Genomic DNA, 18,635 nt, shown 5'->3' on the forward strand with positions numbered 1-18,635 from the left:
GTTTTATGAGGGCTTATTCTATATTTACTTTCCAAATCTTTTGCGGTATCCACACTTTCTACATAGTTCTTCTACTGCAACCCTTTTTGAAAATCCATCTACAATATTGTTCGCTCTTTCGCCTTCAATAATATTAGAGAATGAATCATTATTAATATTTCCGAGATTAATAATTCCCTCACCATCTAGACAACAAGGAATAACCGTTCCGTTCGCTAGAATACCTGCCTGATTTCGAAGACCATGACAGAATCCTTTTCCATCATCCTCTTCTTCATGTAATGCCGGCCACTGGAATTCATAGTCTTGATTAATAAAGACACGTTCCGCAATTTTTATACCTTTTCCCGGTGTAAGCTTCTCTTCAATTTGATAGGATAGATCAAATTCATTTTCAATTATGGATAATAAATCCCTATTTTTCTGGATTTCAGCATTTGTTTTATTATCCTGAGTTAAATTCCATAATCTTAGTGAAACAATTAAATCTGATTGACTCGTTGCTTCTCTAATGAAAGAAAGTATACTTCTTACATAGCCCTCTTTATCTTGCGAACCTGGATGTCCATCAAAACTGTGTAGTGAAAAATTCATTTGTCTTAACGCAGGTTTATTTAACAGTCTATGCCTTCTCTTATTAATTAACGTTCCGTTCGTTGTAATATTAACTTTAAACCCTTTTTCATGGCTTAAATCTAACAGTTGATCTATTTTCGGATGGAGCAGCGGCTCACCCTTCACGTGCAAATAAATGTAGTCTGTGTGAGGTTTAATTTGGTCTAATCTTTTAGCAAAATCCTCCACAGAAATGAATTGCTTCTGCCTTTCCGTCGGCGGACAAAAGCTGCACGCAAGATTACATACACTTGTAATCTCCAAGTAAAACTTCTTAAACTTCTTCACCTTTAATTCCTCACTTCTCTGACTACTTATACTTTTTCCTCTTCATATTACAGCATATTTTTTTAGAAATAGAAACATACTTATTTTAGGAAATAAGGGTTACTGCATAAAATACTTCTTCAACCTCTTTTTGATTTCTGGTAGCTGCATATAACTATCATGTTTTCTATCTTTAATCTCTTGAATACCGATCTCAAAGATTTCTTTTGCTTTATCTTCTTATTGCATATTCCGTCTTGTTATTCTAACTATATATTCTCATTGTTTTAATGCTGCTCACCATAATATGTATAAACAGATTATCTATAGATTTCATTGTTAAATCATTCAATTATATATTTTAATTTAGTCAAAATAATGATCCAAATTTCTTTCTTTTAATAAAGTAGATTGTTTGGCTAGGTTTAACAATCCTGCACTACTAGGATATAATAATTCATCTTCTAAAAATTCTTGAAGGCCTTCCAATGGAACTACTTGTAAATCTGTTCCCTCAAAGTTTATTTTAAAGTTTTTTTGTAAAAAATCTGGACTATCTACTAAAAGCATAAAAGATAACTCTGGTCTTAAAGACATTAGTTCTGTTACATTCCCTAAAAATTGCAAATGGGCCTCACCATTCTCAAGCATTTTCTCTAAATCTACAATATCTGGGTGCTTATGTACAATTTCTTTCGCTTCCCCTTGCTCATTTTCTTCATAGTCTTTTCCATTAAAAATTTCTTCAATTAACTCTCTAAATAGGGCTAACTCAATATTAAAATTCTGTTTAATAATATATTTATTCGTTGTTTCTTCTTTTTCAAAAATTTCATATCCTCCAGCAGGTATAATGTGATAATAATTTGGTTTAATAGCCACTTTTTCAGACCTTTTAAAAATCAAAGTACAGTATTTATCTGATTTTTTTGAGTATGCTATTATGATCATTTGTACACTAAGTAAAGAATGACGATTTTTACCTTTAATCATTATCTCAAAATTAGACTGGTTGTTATGAATTTTATTCCTGTACTTTAGTTTTTTTAGAATATTTTTTGTAGGAATATTCTGCAAATTACCACCGTATTTTTTATATGATCTAAATAATTCATATTCTAAAATATGGCTGGTTACAACCGTATGTTTATATTGACATACATTTGCGCTAAAACCAGTAATTTCATTCTGTTTATTTAAGGTATATTCATCTAGTTCAAATCCAATTAAACTAGGCCGTCTAATTGTTCCTTTTACAAGCTTATAGTACTGCCTTTGTTCCCTATCTAACACCAGATCTGGTACCTCTAGATTCTTTAACTCACCAAATTTCTTTAATGTATCATCAAAAGGATAATATATTTCTTTAGTAGCCTTATGTACTACAGCTAGATGCTTTTTATTAAATACTTCCACAAGGGGCAAATCATCATAAATTTTTTTTAATAACGCATCTTGCCATTTAACAAAGTTTTTCTCAGTTGATTTTTTGTAAAAATCGTTTCTCTTTTTCTCCTTGCGGTATTCTCGACTATCTTTTTTAAAATAGGATAATATAGAAATAAATAAGTTCATATCTAAGTGTTTTTTCAAAAGAGTATTCACGAAAAGAAATGAAATAATCATTAAAACTACCCATCCTGCAATTGATTGCGTTTCCATTATATACTTTTCCATATCTCCAATTCCGGGACGACTATACAAGTACTCTTTAATCTGTTGCAATTTCAAACCTCCTAAAATAAATTTATGCAATATAATAACAAAAATACTATACTATCCATTGTTTAGCTATATATTTTAATGAATTCTTTTCTCATAAATAAAGAAACAATTCGACTAAATACATTAGTCAAACTGCTTCTTTAAAAAGTAAACACTACACTTACTTATGATACGGTTCCCCGCGATTAATCCGAAACGCTCTATACACTTGCTCAAGCAATACTAATCGCATTAATTGATGTGGTAATGTCATCTTTGAGAAAGAAAGAGATTCGTTTGAGCGCTTCATTACTTCAGAACTAAGCCCCAGTGATCCACCAATTACAAATGTGATTTTGCTCTTTCCATATGTAGCAAGGCGATCTAAGCTTACTGCAAATTCTTCTGATGATTTTTGTTTTCCTTCTATTGCTAACGCAATAACGTGCGTATCATCAGAAATTTTATCCAGTATACGTATGCCTTCTTTTTCTTTTACAATTAACATTTCTGCTGCACTTAAATTTTCTGGTGCCTTTTCATCTGGCAACTCAATTACTTCTACTTTTGCGTAAGAAGATAATCGTTTTAAGTATTCTGCTATACCTTGTTTTAAGTATTTTTCTTTTAATTTTCCGATTGAAATAATCGAGATATTCACATCTATTCCCCACCTTACAAACACGTTATCCACAGGACTTATCCACATATCCACAAATGTTACCCACATATTGTGTGAGAATCTGTGTTCGATACAACATATGTCGCCTCATTTTGACAAAATTCACATGTTTTTTTCTCTTCTTTAGAGTTATCCACATTGTTAATAACCGGTGCAACTTCACACTCATCCACAATGATATCTAATGCTAATTCAACATGTTCTAAACAACAAGGTAAATTCATATTCTTCACCTCACTTTTCTACAATAGAAAACAGGAGGTAGGCCCTCCTGTTTTTAATACTTTTGAATGCCTAATTTCACCGTTGTTGTCGCTCGTTTTGTACCACGATAAAACGTAAGAGTCATTTTATCATTAATTTTTTTATTATATAAGGCCGTGCGGAACCCAATAATATCGTGCACCGCTTTTCCATCTACCGCCACAATAACATCATGTTCTCTAAGACCCGCATCCGTACCTGGCGAAGGACTTTTCACATCTAAAATGCAGACTCCTTCTGTTACGTTACCTGGTAATTGTAACGTTTTTGACCAATAGTAACTCGGAATCTCATTTAATGATCTTAGTTCAATCCCAACATAAGGTCTTCTTACTTTACCGTACTTTTCTAACTCATTCATAATAGGAACAGCTCTCGTAACTGGAATAGCTAATCCAATTCCTTCTACTTCTTTTGCTGCAATTTTCATTGAGTTAATACCTATTAATTGTCCCGCTACATTTACAAGCGCTCCACCACTATTACCTGGATTAATTGCCGCATCTGTTTGCAATACTTCTACTTGCCAATCGTAATGTCCATCTTGATCTAAATCTACAGGAACAATACGCTCATTAGCCGAAATAATACCTTGTGTGACAGTTCCGGAAAATTGTAACCCAAGTGGATTTCCAATCGCAATAACTGGTTCTCCTCTACGAACGGTATTAGAGTCGCCAATTTCAATCACTTTCTTCACATGCTTCGCATCTATTTCTAGTACCGCTAAGTCTGTGACTACATCGGTTCCTAATACTTTACCTGGAATTTTCTTACCGTCACTTAAGCTCACTTCAATACGATTCGCCCCAGCAACAACGTGGTTATTCGTTACAATATACGCATGTCCATCTGTTTTCTTATAAATCACACCAGAGCCTGTACCAGCTTCCGAATCAGCCTCTGAAAAATCGTCTCGTTGAATGTTAATAACACCAACAACAGCCTCTGAAGCACGATCAACAGCGTCTACAAAGCTACTCTGTTTAACAGGAACATTTCCACTTTGAGCTTCAGCCATATTTTTTTCACTTGCTTCAGCTTGCGGAAGCTTACCTGCATCATTTGAAAATAAAGGAGCTCCAAATGCAAATAATGAAGCCCCTACAATTGTCCCCGCTATGCTAGAAATGACAATACCTTTATGTTTCTTTTTCCCTGCACGTTTAATACGATACTTTTCTTCATCAATAAAGGACATATTTGTTCACCTATCTTCCTGAAAACAACTATATTCACCTTTATTGTTTACTAAAATGAAGAATTATACGTATTGAATTTTCGTAGGCATTTTTTGATCCGTATCATGTATTTCAAAGGATTCTCCAACCCCAAAACCTTTTTCTTCTAATACTTGTGATACAGACATACGCGCTAATTCTTTCATGTTATTATCTAAGCTTAAATGCGCTAAATAAATGTGTTTTGTCTCGTCTGTAATAACATCAGCCATCGCTAATGCAGCGTCCTCATTACAAACGTGGCCAACGTCGCTTAAAATACGTCGCTTAATGCTCCATGGATAGCGCCCCATACGAAGCATTTCGACATCATGATTACTTTCAAATACGAAAGCGTTCGCTCCCTTAATAACACCTTTCATACGGTCACTTACGTAGCCTGTATCTGTAATAAGAGCTAACTTTCTATTATTGTTATGAAAAGCATAAAACATCGGTTCCGCCGCATCATGAGAAACACCAAATGATTCAACTTCAATATCTCCAAATGTTTTCACGTCTCCTACTGAGAAAATGAATTTTTGATCAGTTGGGATATTACCTATTAAATGTTCCATTGCATTCCATGTTTTCTCGTTCGCATAAACAGGTAAATCATATTTACGCGCCAATACACCTAATCCTTTAATATGGTCACTATGCTCATGTGTTACAAGAATACCTGATATGTCATTTATATTCAGTTCAGCTTGTTTAAATAAAGCCTCTGTCGCTTTACCACTTAAACCTGCATCGACGAGCAGCTTTTTTTCATCTGTTCCTACATATAACATATTCCCTGTACTTCCACTTGCAAGTACACTAAAATGCATACTCATTCTTTCTCACTCCATTATGTTCTTCCGGCACTTGAGTTTCCCCTAATTCCATAACTTGTCCTTCAATTGCATTCACAAAAAAATCCTTTTTCTGTTCTGTCTTTAAGTTCCATGTTGGAGCAAGCACTTGTATATTAGAAGAAGACTCCGCAAGAGTCGCATATCCAATCTGCGCCTCTTTCACGTGCGTATTTTCTGCAATTTTATTTTTCAAATATATATTTTCTAAAGCTGTTTGCGCAGTAATAATTTCTTGTTCTTTCGTCTTTTCGCTTTCGCCCATTTCCTTCAAATCCGTTAACATTGTTTGTTTATACGAAATAAGCTCATTTTTTTCATTTAAATCTACAACAATCATCGCACGATTATTGTAGAAGATTGGTTTATCTTTATACTTTTGAAAGAAGTAAATTTTTGAGTCCTTTATTGCCCCAAACTCATATTTTTGTCCATCCAGCACATAATTTTTCAAAAACTCATTATACTTATCTTTTGACAATGATTTTGTATTTAAAAAAGGCTCTTTTAATTTACTCTCTATTTGATATTCTTCTTGCACATGCGCCGTCTGATTTTTTAAAGATTGCACATCTTCTTCTTTGAAACCCTTATTTTTTGCCATTATAAATGACTCTTTTTTCGGTTCTTTAGGAAAATTCCCCATAGTAATTTTTTCAGCTTTTAATTGTTGATCGATTTTCGTTTCCGTCACAATTTCTAATTGATTACTATCTTGCTTTTGAATGAATTGAAAGATAAGAAAGAGGTCTAAAACAAAAAAGGTCACAATAAATATGGTTTTAATTCGATCCCAATCCATTTAGTCCCCCCTCACTCCACTCATATATTTGTTGCTTACCATCTTCTTCACATTTTACATACCATATCGGCTGTAAGACAGCGATTCTCCCACTCCCATCACTGATGGAAGGTTCCAATGACATTTTATAACCAATACCAACATCCTGAATTGATTTTTTATCAATTTCCGGGTTATTCTCTAGTGATGTCATCACTGTATGACCTGATGCAAGAGAAGTTGTTTGTTGTTTACTAGGCAAAGTAATACTGAACTCAAAAAAGGGTCTTTCATACTGCATAATTTCACCTGAACCCCATACTTGTTTTAATTCCGCTATTCCATTGGCATTAAATACAGGCAAACCATCCTCATATAAACGGAATGAAGTTTTCCTCCCATTAATATAATCAAAACGATAGGACTTAAAGGATCCACTATGCCCACTTACAAAGTCAAAACTTTTTTGTAAAATCACCGCATTATCCGTAGGTTTATCACCATGTACAGCGGAATTTTTATATTTCAACATTGCATCCAACTTATCAATTTCCATAGAACGGATGCCATCCGTAAATGTTTCCTTTTCTTTCTCAGAAATAGGACTTAAATAACGTGGATCACTAAATAAAGCATTTTTGAATGGATCCACCTCTAGTTTAGCTGTAATATACTCTGCCTTACTTAATTCCGTAATCCCATCTGGTAAAAAAAGTTTTTTTGTATCATTTATTTGATATTCAAAATATGGTCTTGCTACTGTTATAAGTTGATTTTGAGCATTTATAATATCCTTTATATAAGCACCGCTCAATTTTGCTTGATATATTTTATGAGGAGTATCATAGGAAACAAAGCTAACTTTAATTTCTTGGTCCGTACTTCTAGAAGGATCAATTATAATACGATTAAAACTTCTGTTACTTTCTATGTTTTTATCTTTAATATTAAACATATCTTTAATCGTATCTAACGGGATATTTGTAGGGAAAACAAATTCAATTTTTTCTTCTCCGTGTACATAAGACAGAAAATCACCTTTAGGGACTGTCCCCGTTATTTCCCTAAAATCATGTAATTCTCCGTTTTCAAGAATTTTATAGATTGAATCCACATTTTCCTTCTTTTCACTTACATAATGATTTTTCTCTTTATGAATAACGACAGAGGATGGGCGAACAACCTCCGAAATCTTTACCTGATTTATCTCTTCGTTACCTTGAACGAACTTTGTATTTTGCATAGAAGTGGAATCAGGAACATATGTCCATAAGTTAAAAGTAAGAAATAGACTAATGACAACCAAATTAATTAGAACTATCGTTTTAAAGTTTTCCATACTCATTCCCAATCGTCCTCTTCATCTGTCGCCATTGGCAATGTGAAATAAATAGTTGTCCCTTTTCCTTCCTCACTTTTCGCCCAAATCGAGCCGCCATGTGCCTCAATCATTTCTTTCGCAATAGCTAACCCAAGACCTGTACCACCCATTTGTCTCGAACGCGCTTTATCTACACGATAAAAACGTTCAAATATTTTATCTACATTTTCTTTCGGAATTCCCATTCCTTGATCACTCACACTAATCTCTAATAACTCCCCGCGGTCACGTAGGCGATATGTTACTGTACCACCTTCTGGCGAATATTTTAGTGCATTGGAAATAATGTTATATAAAACTTGTGTGATTTTGTCTGTATCCATATCAATAAATCGAGATTTTTTAGAGAAAGATCGTTTGAAGCTTACATTTTGCTCTTTAGACATTTCAAAGCGATCGATAACGTTATTAAAGAAGTCAGTAAAGTCGACCCATTCCTTCATTAAGCGATGTTCTGTACTATCTAGTTTAGATAGTTGTAACAATGCATTTACAAGCCTGATCATTCTTTCCGTTTCCTCTTGTGTAACCGTTAAAAATTGCGGTGCAATATTTGGATCTTGCCATGCTCCATCAGTAAGTGCTTCTAAGTAACTGCGCATCGTTGTTAACGGCGTTCTTAACTCATGAGATACGTTCGCAACAAACTCACGGCGCTCTTGTTCTATCCGCTCCTGCTCTGTTACATCATATAATACAGCAATTAAACCATTTGCCTTCCCAGTTTCTTTTTGAATAACAGAGAAACTAGCACGTAAAATATATGGTTCATTTCTCGTACTAAAATCTAATAAAACTGAATCAGGTTCTTCATATAAATGATCAAGTGTAAATTCTTCTTGTATTCCTAACACTTCTAACACTGATTGATCTAGCGCCGTTTCACGCGAAACATTTAACATCTTTTCCGCAGGATCATTTAATAAAATGATATCCCCTTTTCGATCAGTAGCAATTACTCCATCTGTCATATGTGATAAAACGGATGATAATTTTCGTCTTTCACTTTCTGTGGAGGAACGAGCTTGTTGTAATTTTTTAGATAAATTGTTAAAAGATAATGCTAATTGTCCAATCTCATCGTGACTATGCACCTTTACTTTTCGCGAATAATTTCCTTTCGCCATTTCAATTGCTTGTCTTCGCATATCTGAAATTGGTCTCGTAATTGTTTGAGCCAATAAAATTCCAAGTACAGCTGTTACTAATAAAGCAATTACTGTCCCCGTTGCGAAAATTTGGTTGATGTCCTTCATTTGTTTATACACATCTTCCATAGATGCAACAATATGAATGACGCCAAGTACATCTCCGCCCGGCTCTTTTAGAATAGGGGTAATCATAACTTGAACCCGATGACCTGTATGTCCATCTTTCTCAATCTTTGACTCTGGTTTCTTTTGTACCATTACCCGTTGTACAGCTGTATCTGCTGACGTTCGTCCTACCTTATTTTGCTTAGACCCATCTGAAATTGCCATTAATTTTTTAGTAGAATCAATTACACTTACTTCTTGAATATCTCTCTTACGATCTGATGCGAATTTTTGAATCGAATCATTAATAGCTTTATCTACTGATTCTGTTTTAGGACGTTCTTTTACAAACTCTTGCTTCAGGTTATAAGAAAGTAAGTTTGTTTGCTGCGTTAAGGAATCTTGAAAGCCTTTTACAAGGCTTTTTTCTAATTCCCTGACGAAATATACACCAATTACTTGCATTGCTATTAATATTAACAGCATATATATGAGCACAAATTTTAAATGAATAGATTGAAAAAAACCAACTTTCTTCATATACTATTCCTGTTCTGGGTCACGCAAGTAATACCCTACCCCACGTCTAGTTACAATTAAAGTAGGATGACTTGGATTATCTTCAACTTTTTCGCGTAAACGACGTACTGTTACGTCTACTGTACGTACATCTCCAAAATAATCATAACCCCAAACTGTTTGTAATAAATGTTCACGAGTCATAACTTGACCTAAATGCTTCGCTAAATAATGTAGTAATTCAAATTCACGATGTGTAAGCTCAATGCTTTCTTCACGCTTCGTTACACTATAAGCGTTCGAATTGATAACGATTGGTCCAATAACCATTTCGGTATTTTCTTCTTTCTCTGCAGCACCACCCTGCTGATGGCGACGTAAATTTGCTTTCACACGAGCAAGTAACTCCCTCGTACTAAATGGCTTCGTTACATAATCATCTGCCCCAAGCTCAAGCCCTAATACTTTATCAATTTCAGAGTCTTTTGCTGTAAGCATAATAATTGGCATTTCTGAGCTTTTACGTATTTCACGACATACCTCTAAACCGTCTTTTCCTGGTAACATAATATCTAATAAAACCATATCTGGCTGTTCTTCATTTGCTTTTTCAATCGCCTCATCACCATCATGCGCCATTACAATTTCAAAACCTTCTTTTTCTAGGTTGAACTTTAAAATATCCGCAATCGGCTTTTCATCATCAACTACTAAAATTTTCTTTCCCATCATCGTCTATTTCCTCCTTATAAAAATATGATCAATAATCCTCAAACATATTGGTGTTTCTATAGTATGTTCCTATATGACAACAATCTTAGCCTAAGTATTTCTCCTCTATTCTCATAGACTCATGTATCATCCACTTTTACACGGAATCCTATACGATCTATAGAAAAACCTCTAGCTTCAACTGCTAGAGGCTCCTCATTCTATTGTAAAATAACTACCCACTTTTGTAAAACTGGACAAAATAAAAAGGATATTAAGTGGGCCCACTTAATATCCTGAGAGTGGCTCGGGACGGAATCGAACCGCCGACACGAGGATTTTCAGTCCTCTGCTCTACCGACTGAGCTACCGAGCCAAAACTATATATAAAACCACTAATGGTGGTATAAACAAAAGTGGCGGTCCCGACCGGGGTCGAACCGGCGATCTCCTGCGTGACAGGCAGGCATGTTAACCACTACACCACGGGACCAAAAATGAACATAAAAAAACATGACCCGTACGGGATTCGAACCCGTGTTACCGCCGTGAAAGGGCGGTGTCTTAACCACTTGACCAACGGGCCACGAAAAATAAAATGGTGAGCCATGAAGGATTCGAACCTTCGACCCTCTGATTAAAAGTCAGATGCTCTACCAACTGAGCTAATGGCTCATACTCACCAACGTCATATTTTCGTGACGACAAGACATATCATAACATGTTATCTTTTGTTTTTGCAATACCTTTTTTTATTTTTTTATAAAAGATAAGAAAAAACTCATGAGAACATGAGTTTTTTCTTAAAAGAATCAATTTTTTATATCAATTAAGCTTCGTATACATTACGAACGATATTTGTTTGATTACGATCTGGTCCAACTGAGAACATAGATAATTGGATTCCTGTTAATTCAGAAACACGCTCTACGTATTTTCTTGCATTTTCAGGAAGTTCATCTAATGATTTCATAGCAGTAACATCTTCTGTCCAACCTGGAAGCTCTTCATATACAGGCTCACATTTCGCTAAAATGTTTAAGTTTGCTGGAACTTCATCGATAACTTCGCCATTGTATTTGTAAGCAACACAAATTTTAAGAGTTGGGATACCTGTTAATACATCGATAGAGTTTAATGATAAGTCTGTTAAACCACTAACACGACGTGCATGTCTTACAACAACGCTATCGAACCAACCTACGCGGCGCGGGCGACCAGTTGTTGTTCCGTATTCACGACCAACTTCACGAATTTGATGACCGATTTCATCATTAAGTTCCGTAGGGAATGGACCATCACCTACACGGCTTGTATATGCTTTACATACACCTACAACGCGAGTAACTTTCGCAGGACCAACTCCAGTTCCAACTGTTACACCACCAGCAATTGGGTTAGAAGATGTAACGAATGGATACGTACCGTGGTCAATATCAAGCATAACACCTTGTGCACCTTCAAATAATACACGATGATTGTTATCTAGTGCATCATTTAATACGACAGATGTATCGCATACATACTGTGCGATTTGTTGTCCGTATTCGAAGTACTCTTCAAAGATTTCTTCTACGCTGAAACCTTCTGTATCGTACATTTTTTCAAACAAACGATTTTTTTCCACTAAATTGCGCTCAAGCTTCTCTTTAAATGCTTCACGGTCTAAAAGATCAGCCATACGGATACCAATACGAGCAGCTTTATCCATATATGCAGGACCGATACCTTTTTTCGTTGTACCGATCTTGTTATCACCTTTACTCGCTTCTTCTAACTCATCTTGTTTTAAGTGATAAGGTAAAATAACGTGCGCACGGTTACTTACACGTAAATTATCAGTACTTACACCACGATCGTGTAAGTATTTTAACTCTTCAAGTAATGCTTTCGGATCTACTACTAAGCCATTTCCGATTACACAAATTTTCTCTTTATAGAAAATACCAGATGGAATTAAGTGTAATTTATATTTAACTCCGCCGAAAACAATTGTATGTCCCGCGTTATTTCCACCTTGATATCTTGCAACTACTTCCGCATGCTCAGAAAGAAAATCAGTGATTTTACCTTTTCCTTCGTCGCCCCATTGTGTTCCTACAACTACTACTGAAGACATTATTAAAGCACCTCCGCAATTTTCAAACGATCTATTCAAACAATATAATTGTACCAAAACAGAAAAAGAAGTCAACCAAAAAGCGAACATTTTTTTATCGAAAAACGTTTTCGTTCGTAAGAATTACATATTCACCTTATGAAAGCCCTATCTTTCATATAAAAAAAAAGAAACACATCTTATTATAAGAAATGTGTTTCTTTTTTATACTGCCTTTATGCGTGCGGTGCATGTCCATCCTCAAAGCGGCGTTCTAAGTTGACGAATTTATTAAATTCCTTAACAAACGCAAGCTCTACTGAACCTACTGGACCATTACGTTGTTTTGCAATGATAATTTCAATTGTATTTTTATTTTCTGTTTCACGATCATAGTAATCTTCACGATATAGGAAGGCCACAATGTCAGCATCCTGCTCGATACTTCCTGATTCACGAATGTCAGACATCATCGGACGTTTATCTTGACGAGATTCTACACCACGAGATAACTGCGACAAGGCGATAACAGGTACTTGCAATTCACGTGCAATCCCTTTTAATGTACGAGAAATCTCAGATACTTCCTGCTGACGGTTTTCTCCTGATTTCCCACTTCCTTGAATAAGCTGTAAATAGTCAATCAAAACCATCCCAAGACCTTGTTCTTGCTTTAATCTACGACATTTTGCTCGAATCTCATTTACTTTAATCCCTGGTGTATCATCAATATATATACCAGCATTAGAAAGGCTACCCATCGCCATTGTTAATTTCGCCCAATCATCAGAAGTTAATGAACCGGTACGAAGTCTTTGCGCATCAATATTTCCTTCTGCACAAAGCATACGCATAACAAGCTGATCAGAGCCCATCTCCAAACTAAAAATCGCTACATTTTCATCAGTTTTCGTCGCTACGTTTTGTGCGATATTTAATGAAAATGCAGTTTTCCCCACCGACGGACGCGCTGCTACGATGATTAAATCATTTCGCTGAAAACCCGCGGTCATCTTATCTAATTCAGTAAATCCAGTTGGTATCCCAGTAACTTCACCTTTTTGATTATGCAAAAGTTCAATTTTATCATAAGCATCTACAAGAACATCTTTAATGTTTTGGAATGCTTTTGCATTTGTTTGATGTGATACTTCTAATATTTTTTTCTCAGCCTCATTTAAAAGGCCATCCACATCATCTTCTCGCTCGTATCCATCCGATACAATATGAGTTGCCGTTCGAATTAAACGACGTAAAAGTGCCTTTTCAGCGATGATGCGTGCATAATATTCTACGTTAGCAGCTGTTGGAACAACTTCTGCTAATTCTGCTAGATAAGAAACCCCACCAACTTCTTCTAGTAACCCTTGATCAGCCATCGCTGATGTCATTATTACTAAGTCGATTGGTTCTCCCTTATCAGACAACCCAAGCATGACTTCAAAAATCTTTTGATGTTTCGTTCGATAGAACGAGTCAGGTAGCAACAGCTCTGATGCTGACGTTAATGCATCTTGATCAATCAATATAGCCCCTAAAACCGCCTGCTCTGCTTCTATATTATGCGGAGGGGTACGATCAGCCAGTACATCACTCATGCGCAATCCTCCTTGCTTAATTTATTTTTATTGTTCACTAACATGAACTTTTACTGCCGCTGTTACTTGCGGATGCAATTTTACAGTGACTTTTGTATAACCTAATGCACGGATTGCATCGTCCATTTCAAATTTACGTTTATCAAGTTTAATCTTGTGTGATTTTTGCATTGCATCTACAATTTGTTTGCTTGTAATAGAACCAAATAAACGGCCACCTTCTCCAGATTTCGCCTTTAATTCTACAGTTAATTTCTCTAATGTTTCTTTTAATTGTTTTGCACTTTCAAGCTCTGCTGCTGCATCTTTTTCCTCTTTGCGCTTTTGAGCATCTAAAGTTTTCATACTGCTGTTTGTCGCTTCGGCAGCTAACCCCTGTTTTAGTAAGAAATTATTTGCATAACCATCTGGTACGTTTTTTATTTCTCCTTTTTTACCTTTACCTTTTACGTCTTTTAGAAAAATTACTTTCATGATTGTGTGCCTCCCTGTAAATAGTCATCAATAACAAATTGAAGCTTCTCCTCCGCTTCATCTACTGTAACATTTTTCATTTGTGTGGCTGCATTTGTTAAGTGCCCGCCACCTCCTAAATTCTCCATAATTAGCTGTACATTCAATTCACCTAAAGATCTACCACTAATTCCAATGAAATTTTCTCCACGTTTTGCAATAACAAACGATGCAATGATACCTGTCATTGTCAATAATGTGTCTGCTGATTGTGCAATAAGTACTTGGTCATAATATTCATCACCATCAACTTTAGCAATCGCAATTCCATTTTTATAAATGTACGCATTTTTAATGGCTTTTGCAACTCGTAAATACTGACCCATATCTTCTTTTAAAAGTTCTTGTACAACTACAGTGTCTGCGCCATGCGAGCGTAAATAAGAAGCGGCATCAAAGGTACGAGCACCTGTACGGAATGTAAAACTTTTCGTATCAACAATAATACCAGCTAACAATGCCGTTGCTTCTAACATTGTCATCTTTAAATTTTTCGGTTGATACTCAAGTAACTCTGTAACAAGCTCTGCCGTTGAAGAAGCGTACGGTTCCATATAAACAAGTAATGGATCTTCAATAAAATCTTCTCCACGGCGATGATGGTCAATAACCACTACATTTTCAATCTTATGTAACAGTTTTTCCTCCATCACCATTGAAGGTTTATGCGTGTCAACAACAACAAGTAATGAATCATCATTTGCAAATTCCATCGCTTGCCCTGGTGTAATAAAGTGTGACCATAACTCTTCATTTTGTTTCACTTTATCCATCAAACGCTTGATTCCTTTATCAGAATCATTTTCATCTAATACAATATATCCTTTGCGCTCATTTAATTGAGCTACCTTTAAAATACCAATCGCCGCACCAATCGCATCCATATCAGGGGCTCTATGCCCCATTATAATGACATTACTGCTTTCTAATACTAAATCCTTTAATGCATGCGAAATAACTCTAGCACGTACACGAGTACGCTTTTCGACCGGATTCGTCTTGCCACCGTAAAACTTAACTTTACCCGTTGCTTGTTTAATAGCTACTTGGTCTCCTCCTCGTCCTAATGCAAGGTCTAAACCAGATTGAGCCATCGCTCCAAGCTCCGATAAAGGTAAATCACCTGAGCCAACACCAACACTTAATGTAAGTGGTATATTCCTTTTTGATGTTTCTTCACGCACTTGATCCAAAATACTAAATTTCCCTTTCTCCATTTGCGCTAAAATACTTTCATTTAGTACAACGAAGAATCTTTCTGAAGATGCACGTTTCAAATATGCACCATACTTAACGGCCCATTCATTTAGACGTGACGTCACAAGACTTGTTATATTTGTACGTAATTGATCATCTAACCCTTGTGTAACTTCATCGTAATTATCTAAATAAATAACAGCCAAAACAGTGCGCTGATCCTCATACATTTTTTCAATCTCTGTTTGCTCAGTTACATCAAAAAAATAAATTAGTTTTTCTTCTTTCCTTACAAACACACGGAACTTCCGACTATTTAAAGATACTATATCATCAGAAGTCTCTCCTTTAATAAAAAGGAGTAATGTTTCTGATACATCGTACAGATGCCACCCAGCTAATGCGTGTTGCCCCAAACATGAAGACAAGTAAGGATTTGCCCAATCAATCCCATACTCCTTATTGTATAACAATATACCGATTGGCATCTGGTTGAATGCTTCGTTACTCACTTTTTTTACCCTAGTAATCATATCTGTCGTATACTTTTCAAAGTTCCTTTGAAAGGTAAGTTCAAATCGTATAACTAAAAAGAAAACTATGCTAAAAACCAAAAAGGAAGATATCCCCATAATTAAGTGGAAATAACAGAGAATCGAGATTAGCACCAACACAAAAAATGCCAATACGTAAACAGGATATAAAAACCACTGTTTCTTATAAAATTCAGGCATGTATACAACTCCTATAAAGTAAAACTAACTCACCTTCCAGTTAGTTAAACAAATTAAAATAGTGTAAGGAATATTATTTTATTCCCCTATTTTAGAACGCAATGAAATCCCTAAATCAATTATACCTAAGATTGTCACAAGAGGAAACAGCATTGGAATAAACATACATACAATAAAACTAATAATAGGAATACCCCTCGTAAAACCTTTTCTGTGTGCTAAAAAGGTGATAAACGTTAATCCTTGCAATACGAGCAGCAAAGCAAAGATTACATATAGGTTAGAAAATACCATATGTAAATATGATGTTGGTTCTACTTTTATAAAAGTTGCTAACAAAATAAATATGACGTAATACCAGACAATACTCTTTGGCAATTGTATATCTTTAAATTTAGGCCAAGGTGTAACGTCGTGCTTTAACTTTCTCAAAACACTACCTGATATTAGCACTGTGATCCAAGAAAAACATACAGAAACTAGTACAAGTATACTTGGAAATAACGTCTGTAATATATCATTCATTTGTGCAAATAACTCTTTTTGTTCCTTACTAACTGGCATACCAGCAGCAGTTGCTATCTTTTCACTTTGCGCCATACTTTCACTAAATATATTTTGCATTTGCTTCATTAAATCTATGTTAAAAAATTTTATACTTCCAACATAAATGAGCATCATACCAATTAAATATGCAAGCGTTCCAGCTATCAATATCTCCACTGGTTTTTTCCCTTTTTTATACATATACCCTAATACAACACCTATTAATCCAAACATCACTGTCTTTATGAGACTAATCGGCTGACTCACAATAACTGTAATAAAAAGTGCTGCTACAAAAATAACGAGTATATTAGATAGTTTATGTCTTACTGTTAATAATATAAATGGTAACGGCAACACAAACGTTACCATTGTACCTAAAATCGGAACATACATAGATATAAGCAACAAAATTGCATATATAGCCAATAACGCTGCACCCTCAGTAATAAATCTCGTATTTTTCATCATTCAACCTCTCTCTCAAAAAAGAAAAGCATAGCAAAATGCACAGTAGAGTCCGACTCTACTGTGCATTTCATACGCTATTATTCACCAACATATGGTAAAAGTGCCATTTGACGAGCACGTTTAATTGCAACTGTAAGTTTGCGTTGGTATTTCGCGCTTGTTCCTGTTACACGACGAGGTAAAATTTTACCACGCTCAGAAACGAAACGTTTTAATAAATCAACATCTTTATAGTCAATGCGAGTGATGCCGTTAGATGTGAAGAAACACACCTTACGACGTTTCGCACGTCCACCTTTGCGTCCTGCCATGTCTATTCCCTCCATTCTTTGTTAAAAATATCCGATTCATACCATTAAAATGGTAAATCGTCGTCCGAAATGTCAATCGGTTGACCAACATTCGAAAATGGATCGTCATTCTTCGTAAATCCAGTGTTACCTGAGTTACCTGAGTTACCCGGATTACTAGATTGACCAAATGGGTTAGAGCTTTGGTTACCGAAACCAGCTCCTGATGGTTGCTGATTGAATGAACCACGTTGCTCCCCACCGCCATTACGCGGCTCTAAAAATTGTACGCTCTCCGCAAGAACTTCTGTTACATATACACGTTTACCATCTTGTCCATCGTAAGTACGAGTTTGAAGACGTCCGTCTACGCCTGCTAAGCTACCTTTTTTCAAATAATTTGCCACGTTTTCTGCTTGTTTACGCCATATTACACAATTAATAAAGTCAGCTTCACGCTCACCTTGTTGATTCGCAAATGCGCGATTCACAGCTAACGTAAAAGTAGCTACTGCAACACCATTGGGCGTGTAACGTAAGTCAGGGTCCTTAGTTAAACGACCAACGAGGATAACACGATTCATCAATCGAACCACTCTCCCTATATATCTTAATTATTTTTCTTCTTCTTTAACAACGATATGACGAAGGATATCTTCGTTGATCTTAGCTAAACGGTCGAATTCATTAATCGCTTCTGAATTAGAGTTCACCTTTAAGATCATGTAGAAACCTTCACGTAAGTCGTTGATTTCGTAAGCTAAACGACGCTTACCCCACTCTTTTGTGTTAATGATTTCTGCACCATTGTTTGTTAAAACACCTGCGAAACGTTCAACTAAAGCTTTTTGAGCTTCTTCTTCAACGCCAGGACGAATGATGTACATAATTTCGTACTTTCTCATTACACTTTCACCTCCTTTTGGTCTAA

At 35.5% G+C, this 18,635-nt stretch carries 18 protein-coding genes and 4 tRNA genes; all 22 read right to left on the reverse strand.

Going from position 1 to position 18,635, the window contains the following annotated elements; genetic code table 11:
- Positions 1-24 precede the first annotated feature (24 nt).
- The 22 genes from JTF23_RS21920 to rpsF all read right to left on the reverse strand — a co-directional run bounded on the left by JTF23_RS21920 (position 25) and on the right by rpsF (position 18,609).
- Positions 25-903 (reverse strand): radical SAM/SPASM domain-containing protein, encoded by an 879-nt coding sequence (locus JTF23_RS21920; protein WP_002016446.1) that lies wholly within the window; start codon positions 901-903, stop codon positions 25-27.
- A 345-nt stretch (positions 904-1,248) separates the two neighbouring features.
- Positions 1,249-2,607, reverse strand: a complete 1,359-nt coding sequence (locus tag JTF23_RS21925; RefSeq protein ID WP_204209710.1) for a hypothetical protein — start codon at positions 2,605-2,607, stop codon at positions 1,249-1,251.
- Positions 2,608-2,767: 160 nt separating this feature from the next.
- Positions 2,768-3,247: a 23S rRNA (pseudouridine(1915)-N(3))-methyltransferase RlmH gene (gene rlmH, locus JTF23_RS21930; RefSeq protein WP_002113213.1), complete on the reverse strand. Its 480-nt coding sequence runs from the start codon at positions 3,245-3,247 to the stop codon at positions 2,768-2,770.
- A gap of 59 nt (positions 3,248-3,306) precedes the next feature.
- The gene (locus tag JTF23_RS21935; RefSeq protein ID WP_002035001.1) at positions 3,307-3,492 is read right to left on the reverse strand and encodes a CxxH/CxxC protein; all 186 of its coding nucleotides are present in this window, start codon (positions 3,490-3,492) and stop codon (positions 3,307-3,309) included.
- Positions 3,493-3,545: 53 nt separating this feature from the next.
- On the reverse strand, positions 3,546-4,733 hold the full coding sequence (locus JTF23_RS21940) for a S1C family serine protease (protein WP_204209712.1): 1,188 nt from the start codon (positions 4,731-4,733) through the stop codon (positions 3,546-3,548).
- Between the two features lie 63 nt (positions 4,734-4,796).
- Positions 4,797-5,591: an MBL fold metallo-hydrolase gene (locus JTF23_RS21945; RefSeq protein ID WP_002138925.1), complete on the reverse strand. Its 795-nt coding sequence runs from the start codon at positions 5,589-5,591 to the stop codon at positions 4,797-4,799.
- Positions 5,575-6,411, reverse strand: a complete 837-nt coding sequence (locus tag JTF23_RS21950; protein ID WP_204209714.1) for a two-component system regulatory protein YycI — start codon at positions 6,409-6,411, stop codon at positions 5,575-5,577. The genes JTF23_RS21945 and JTF23_RS21950 overlap by 17 nt, the downstream gene beginning before the upstream one ends.
- Entirely contained in the window at positions 6,392-7,735 is a 1,344-nt protein-coding gene (locus JTF23_RS21955; RefSeq protein WP_016106795.1) for a YycH family regulatory protein, read from the reverse strand. The genes JTF23_RS21950 and JTF23_RS21955 overlap by 20 nt, the downstream gene beginning before the upstream one ends.
- Positions 7,732-9,567 (reverse strand): cell wall metabolism sensor histidine kinase WalK, encoded by a 1,836-nt coding sequence (walK, locus tag JTF23_RS21960; protein WP_002144571.1) that lies wholly within the window; start codon positions 9,565-9,567, stop codon positions 7,732-7,734. The genes JTF23_RS21955 and walK overlap by 4 nt, the downstream gene beginning before the upstream one ends.
- Positions 9,568-9,570: 3 nt before the next feature.
- Positions 9,571-10,278 carry a cell wall metabolism DNA-binding response regulator WalR gene (gene walR, locus JTF23_RS21965; protein WP_002089942.1) on the reverse strand — a complete coding sequence of 236 codons (708 nt, stop codon included), beginning with the start codon at positions 10,276-10,278 and terminating at the stop codon, positions 9,571-9,573.
- Positions 10,279-10,560: 282 nt separating this feature from the next.
- Positions 10,561-10,633, reverse strand: a tRNA-Phe gene (locus JTF23_RS21970).
- 41 nt (positions 10,634-10,674) lie between these two features.
- Positions 10,675-10,750, reverse strand: a tRNA-Asp gene (locus JTF23_RS21975).
- A gap of 21 nt (positions 10,751-10,771) precedes the next feature.
- Positions 10,772-10,843, reverse strand: a tRNA-Glu gene (locus JTF23_RS21980).
- A gap of 13 nt (positions 10,844-10,856) precedes the next feature.
- Positions 10,857-10,932 (reverse strand) — tRNA-Lys (locus tag JTF23_RS21985).
- A 154-nt stretch (positions 10,933-11,086) separates the two neighbouring features.
- The gene (locus tag JTF23_RS21990) at positions 11,087-12,376 is read right to left on the reverse strand and encodes an adenylosuccinate synthase (protein ID WP_002138921.1); all 1,290 of its coding nucleotides are present in this window, start codon (positions 12,374-12,376) and stop codon (positions 11,087-11,089) included.
- A 215-nt stretch (positions 12,377-12,591) separates the two neighbouring features.
- Positions 12,592-13,953, reverse strand: a complete 1,362-nt coding sequence (dnaB, locus tag JTF23_RS21995) for a replicative DNA helicase (protein ID WP_002113222.1) — start codon at positions 13,951-13,953, stop codon at positions 12,592-12,594.
- A gap of 27 nt (positions 13,954-13,980) precedes the next feature.
- On the reverse strand, positions 13,981-14,427 hold the full coding sequence (rplI, locus tag JTF23_RS22000) for a 50S ribosomal protein L9 (protein ID WP_002144568.1): 447 nt from the start codon (positions 14,425-14,427) through the stop codon (positions 13,981-13,983).
- Complete coding sequence (locus JTF23_RS22005) at positions 14,424-16,397, reverse strand: DHH family phosphoesterase (RefSeq protein ID WP_002159669.1); 1,974 nt, start codon at positions 16,395-16,397, stop codon at positions 14,424-14,426. Before JTF23_RS22005 ends, rplI begins: the two co-directional genes overlap by 4 nt.
- Before the next feature lie 78 nt (positions 16,398-16,475).
- Entirely contained in the window at positions 16,476-17,411 is a 936-nt protein-coding gene (locus JTF23_RS22010) for a YybS family protein (protein ID WP_078175133.1), read from the reverse strand.
- Positions 17,412-17,491: 80 nt separating this feature from the next.
- Positions 17,492-17,725, reverse strand: a complete 234-nt coding sequence (gene rpsR / locus JTF23_RS22015; RefSeq protein WP_000918874.1) for a 30S ribosomal protein S18 — start codon at positions 17,723-17,725, stop codon at positions 17,492-17,494.
- A gap of 44 nt (positions 17,726-17,769) precedes the next feature.
- On the reverse strand, positions 17,770-18,291 hold the full coding sequence (ssb, locus tag JTF23_RS22020; RefSeq protein WP_002144566.1) for a single-stranded DNA-binding protein: 522 nt from the start codon (positions 18,289-18,291) through the stop codon (positions 17,770-17,772).
- Between the two features lie 27 nt (positions 18,292-18,318).
- The gene (gene rpsF, locus JTF23_RS22025; RefSeq protein WP_002144565.1) at positions 18,319-18,609 is read right to left on the reverse strand and encodes a 30S ribosomal protein S6; all 291 of its coding nucleotides are present in this window, start codon (positions 18,607-18,609) and stop codon (positions 18,319-18,321) included.
- Positions 18,610-18,635: the final 26 nt, after the last annotated feature.

It is taken from the genome of Bacillus sp. RIT 809 (genome assembly GCF_016892495.1).
In the GTDB taxonomy this organism is placed as follows: Bacteria; Bacillota; Bacilli; order Bacillales; family Bacillaceae_G; genus Bacillus_A; species Bacillus_A cereus_U.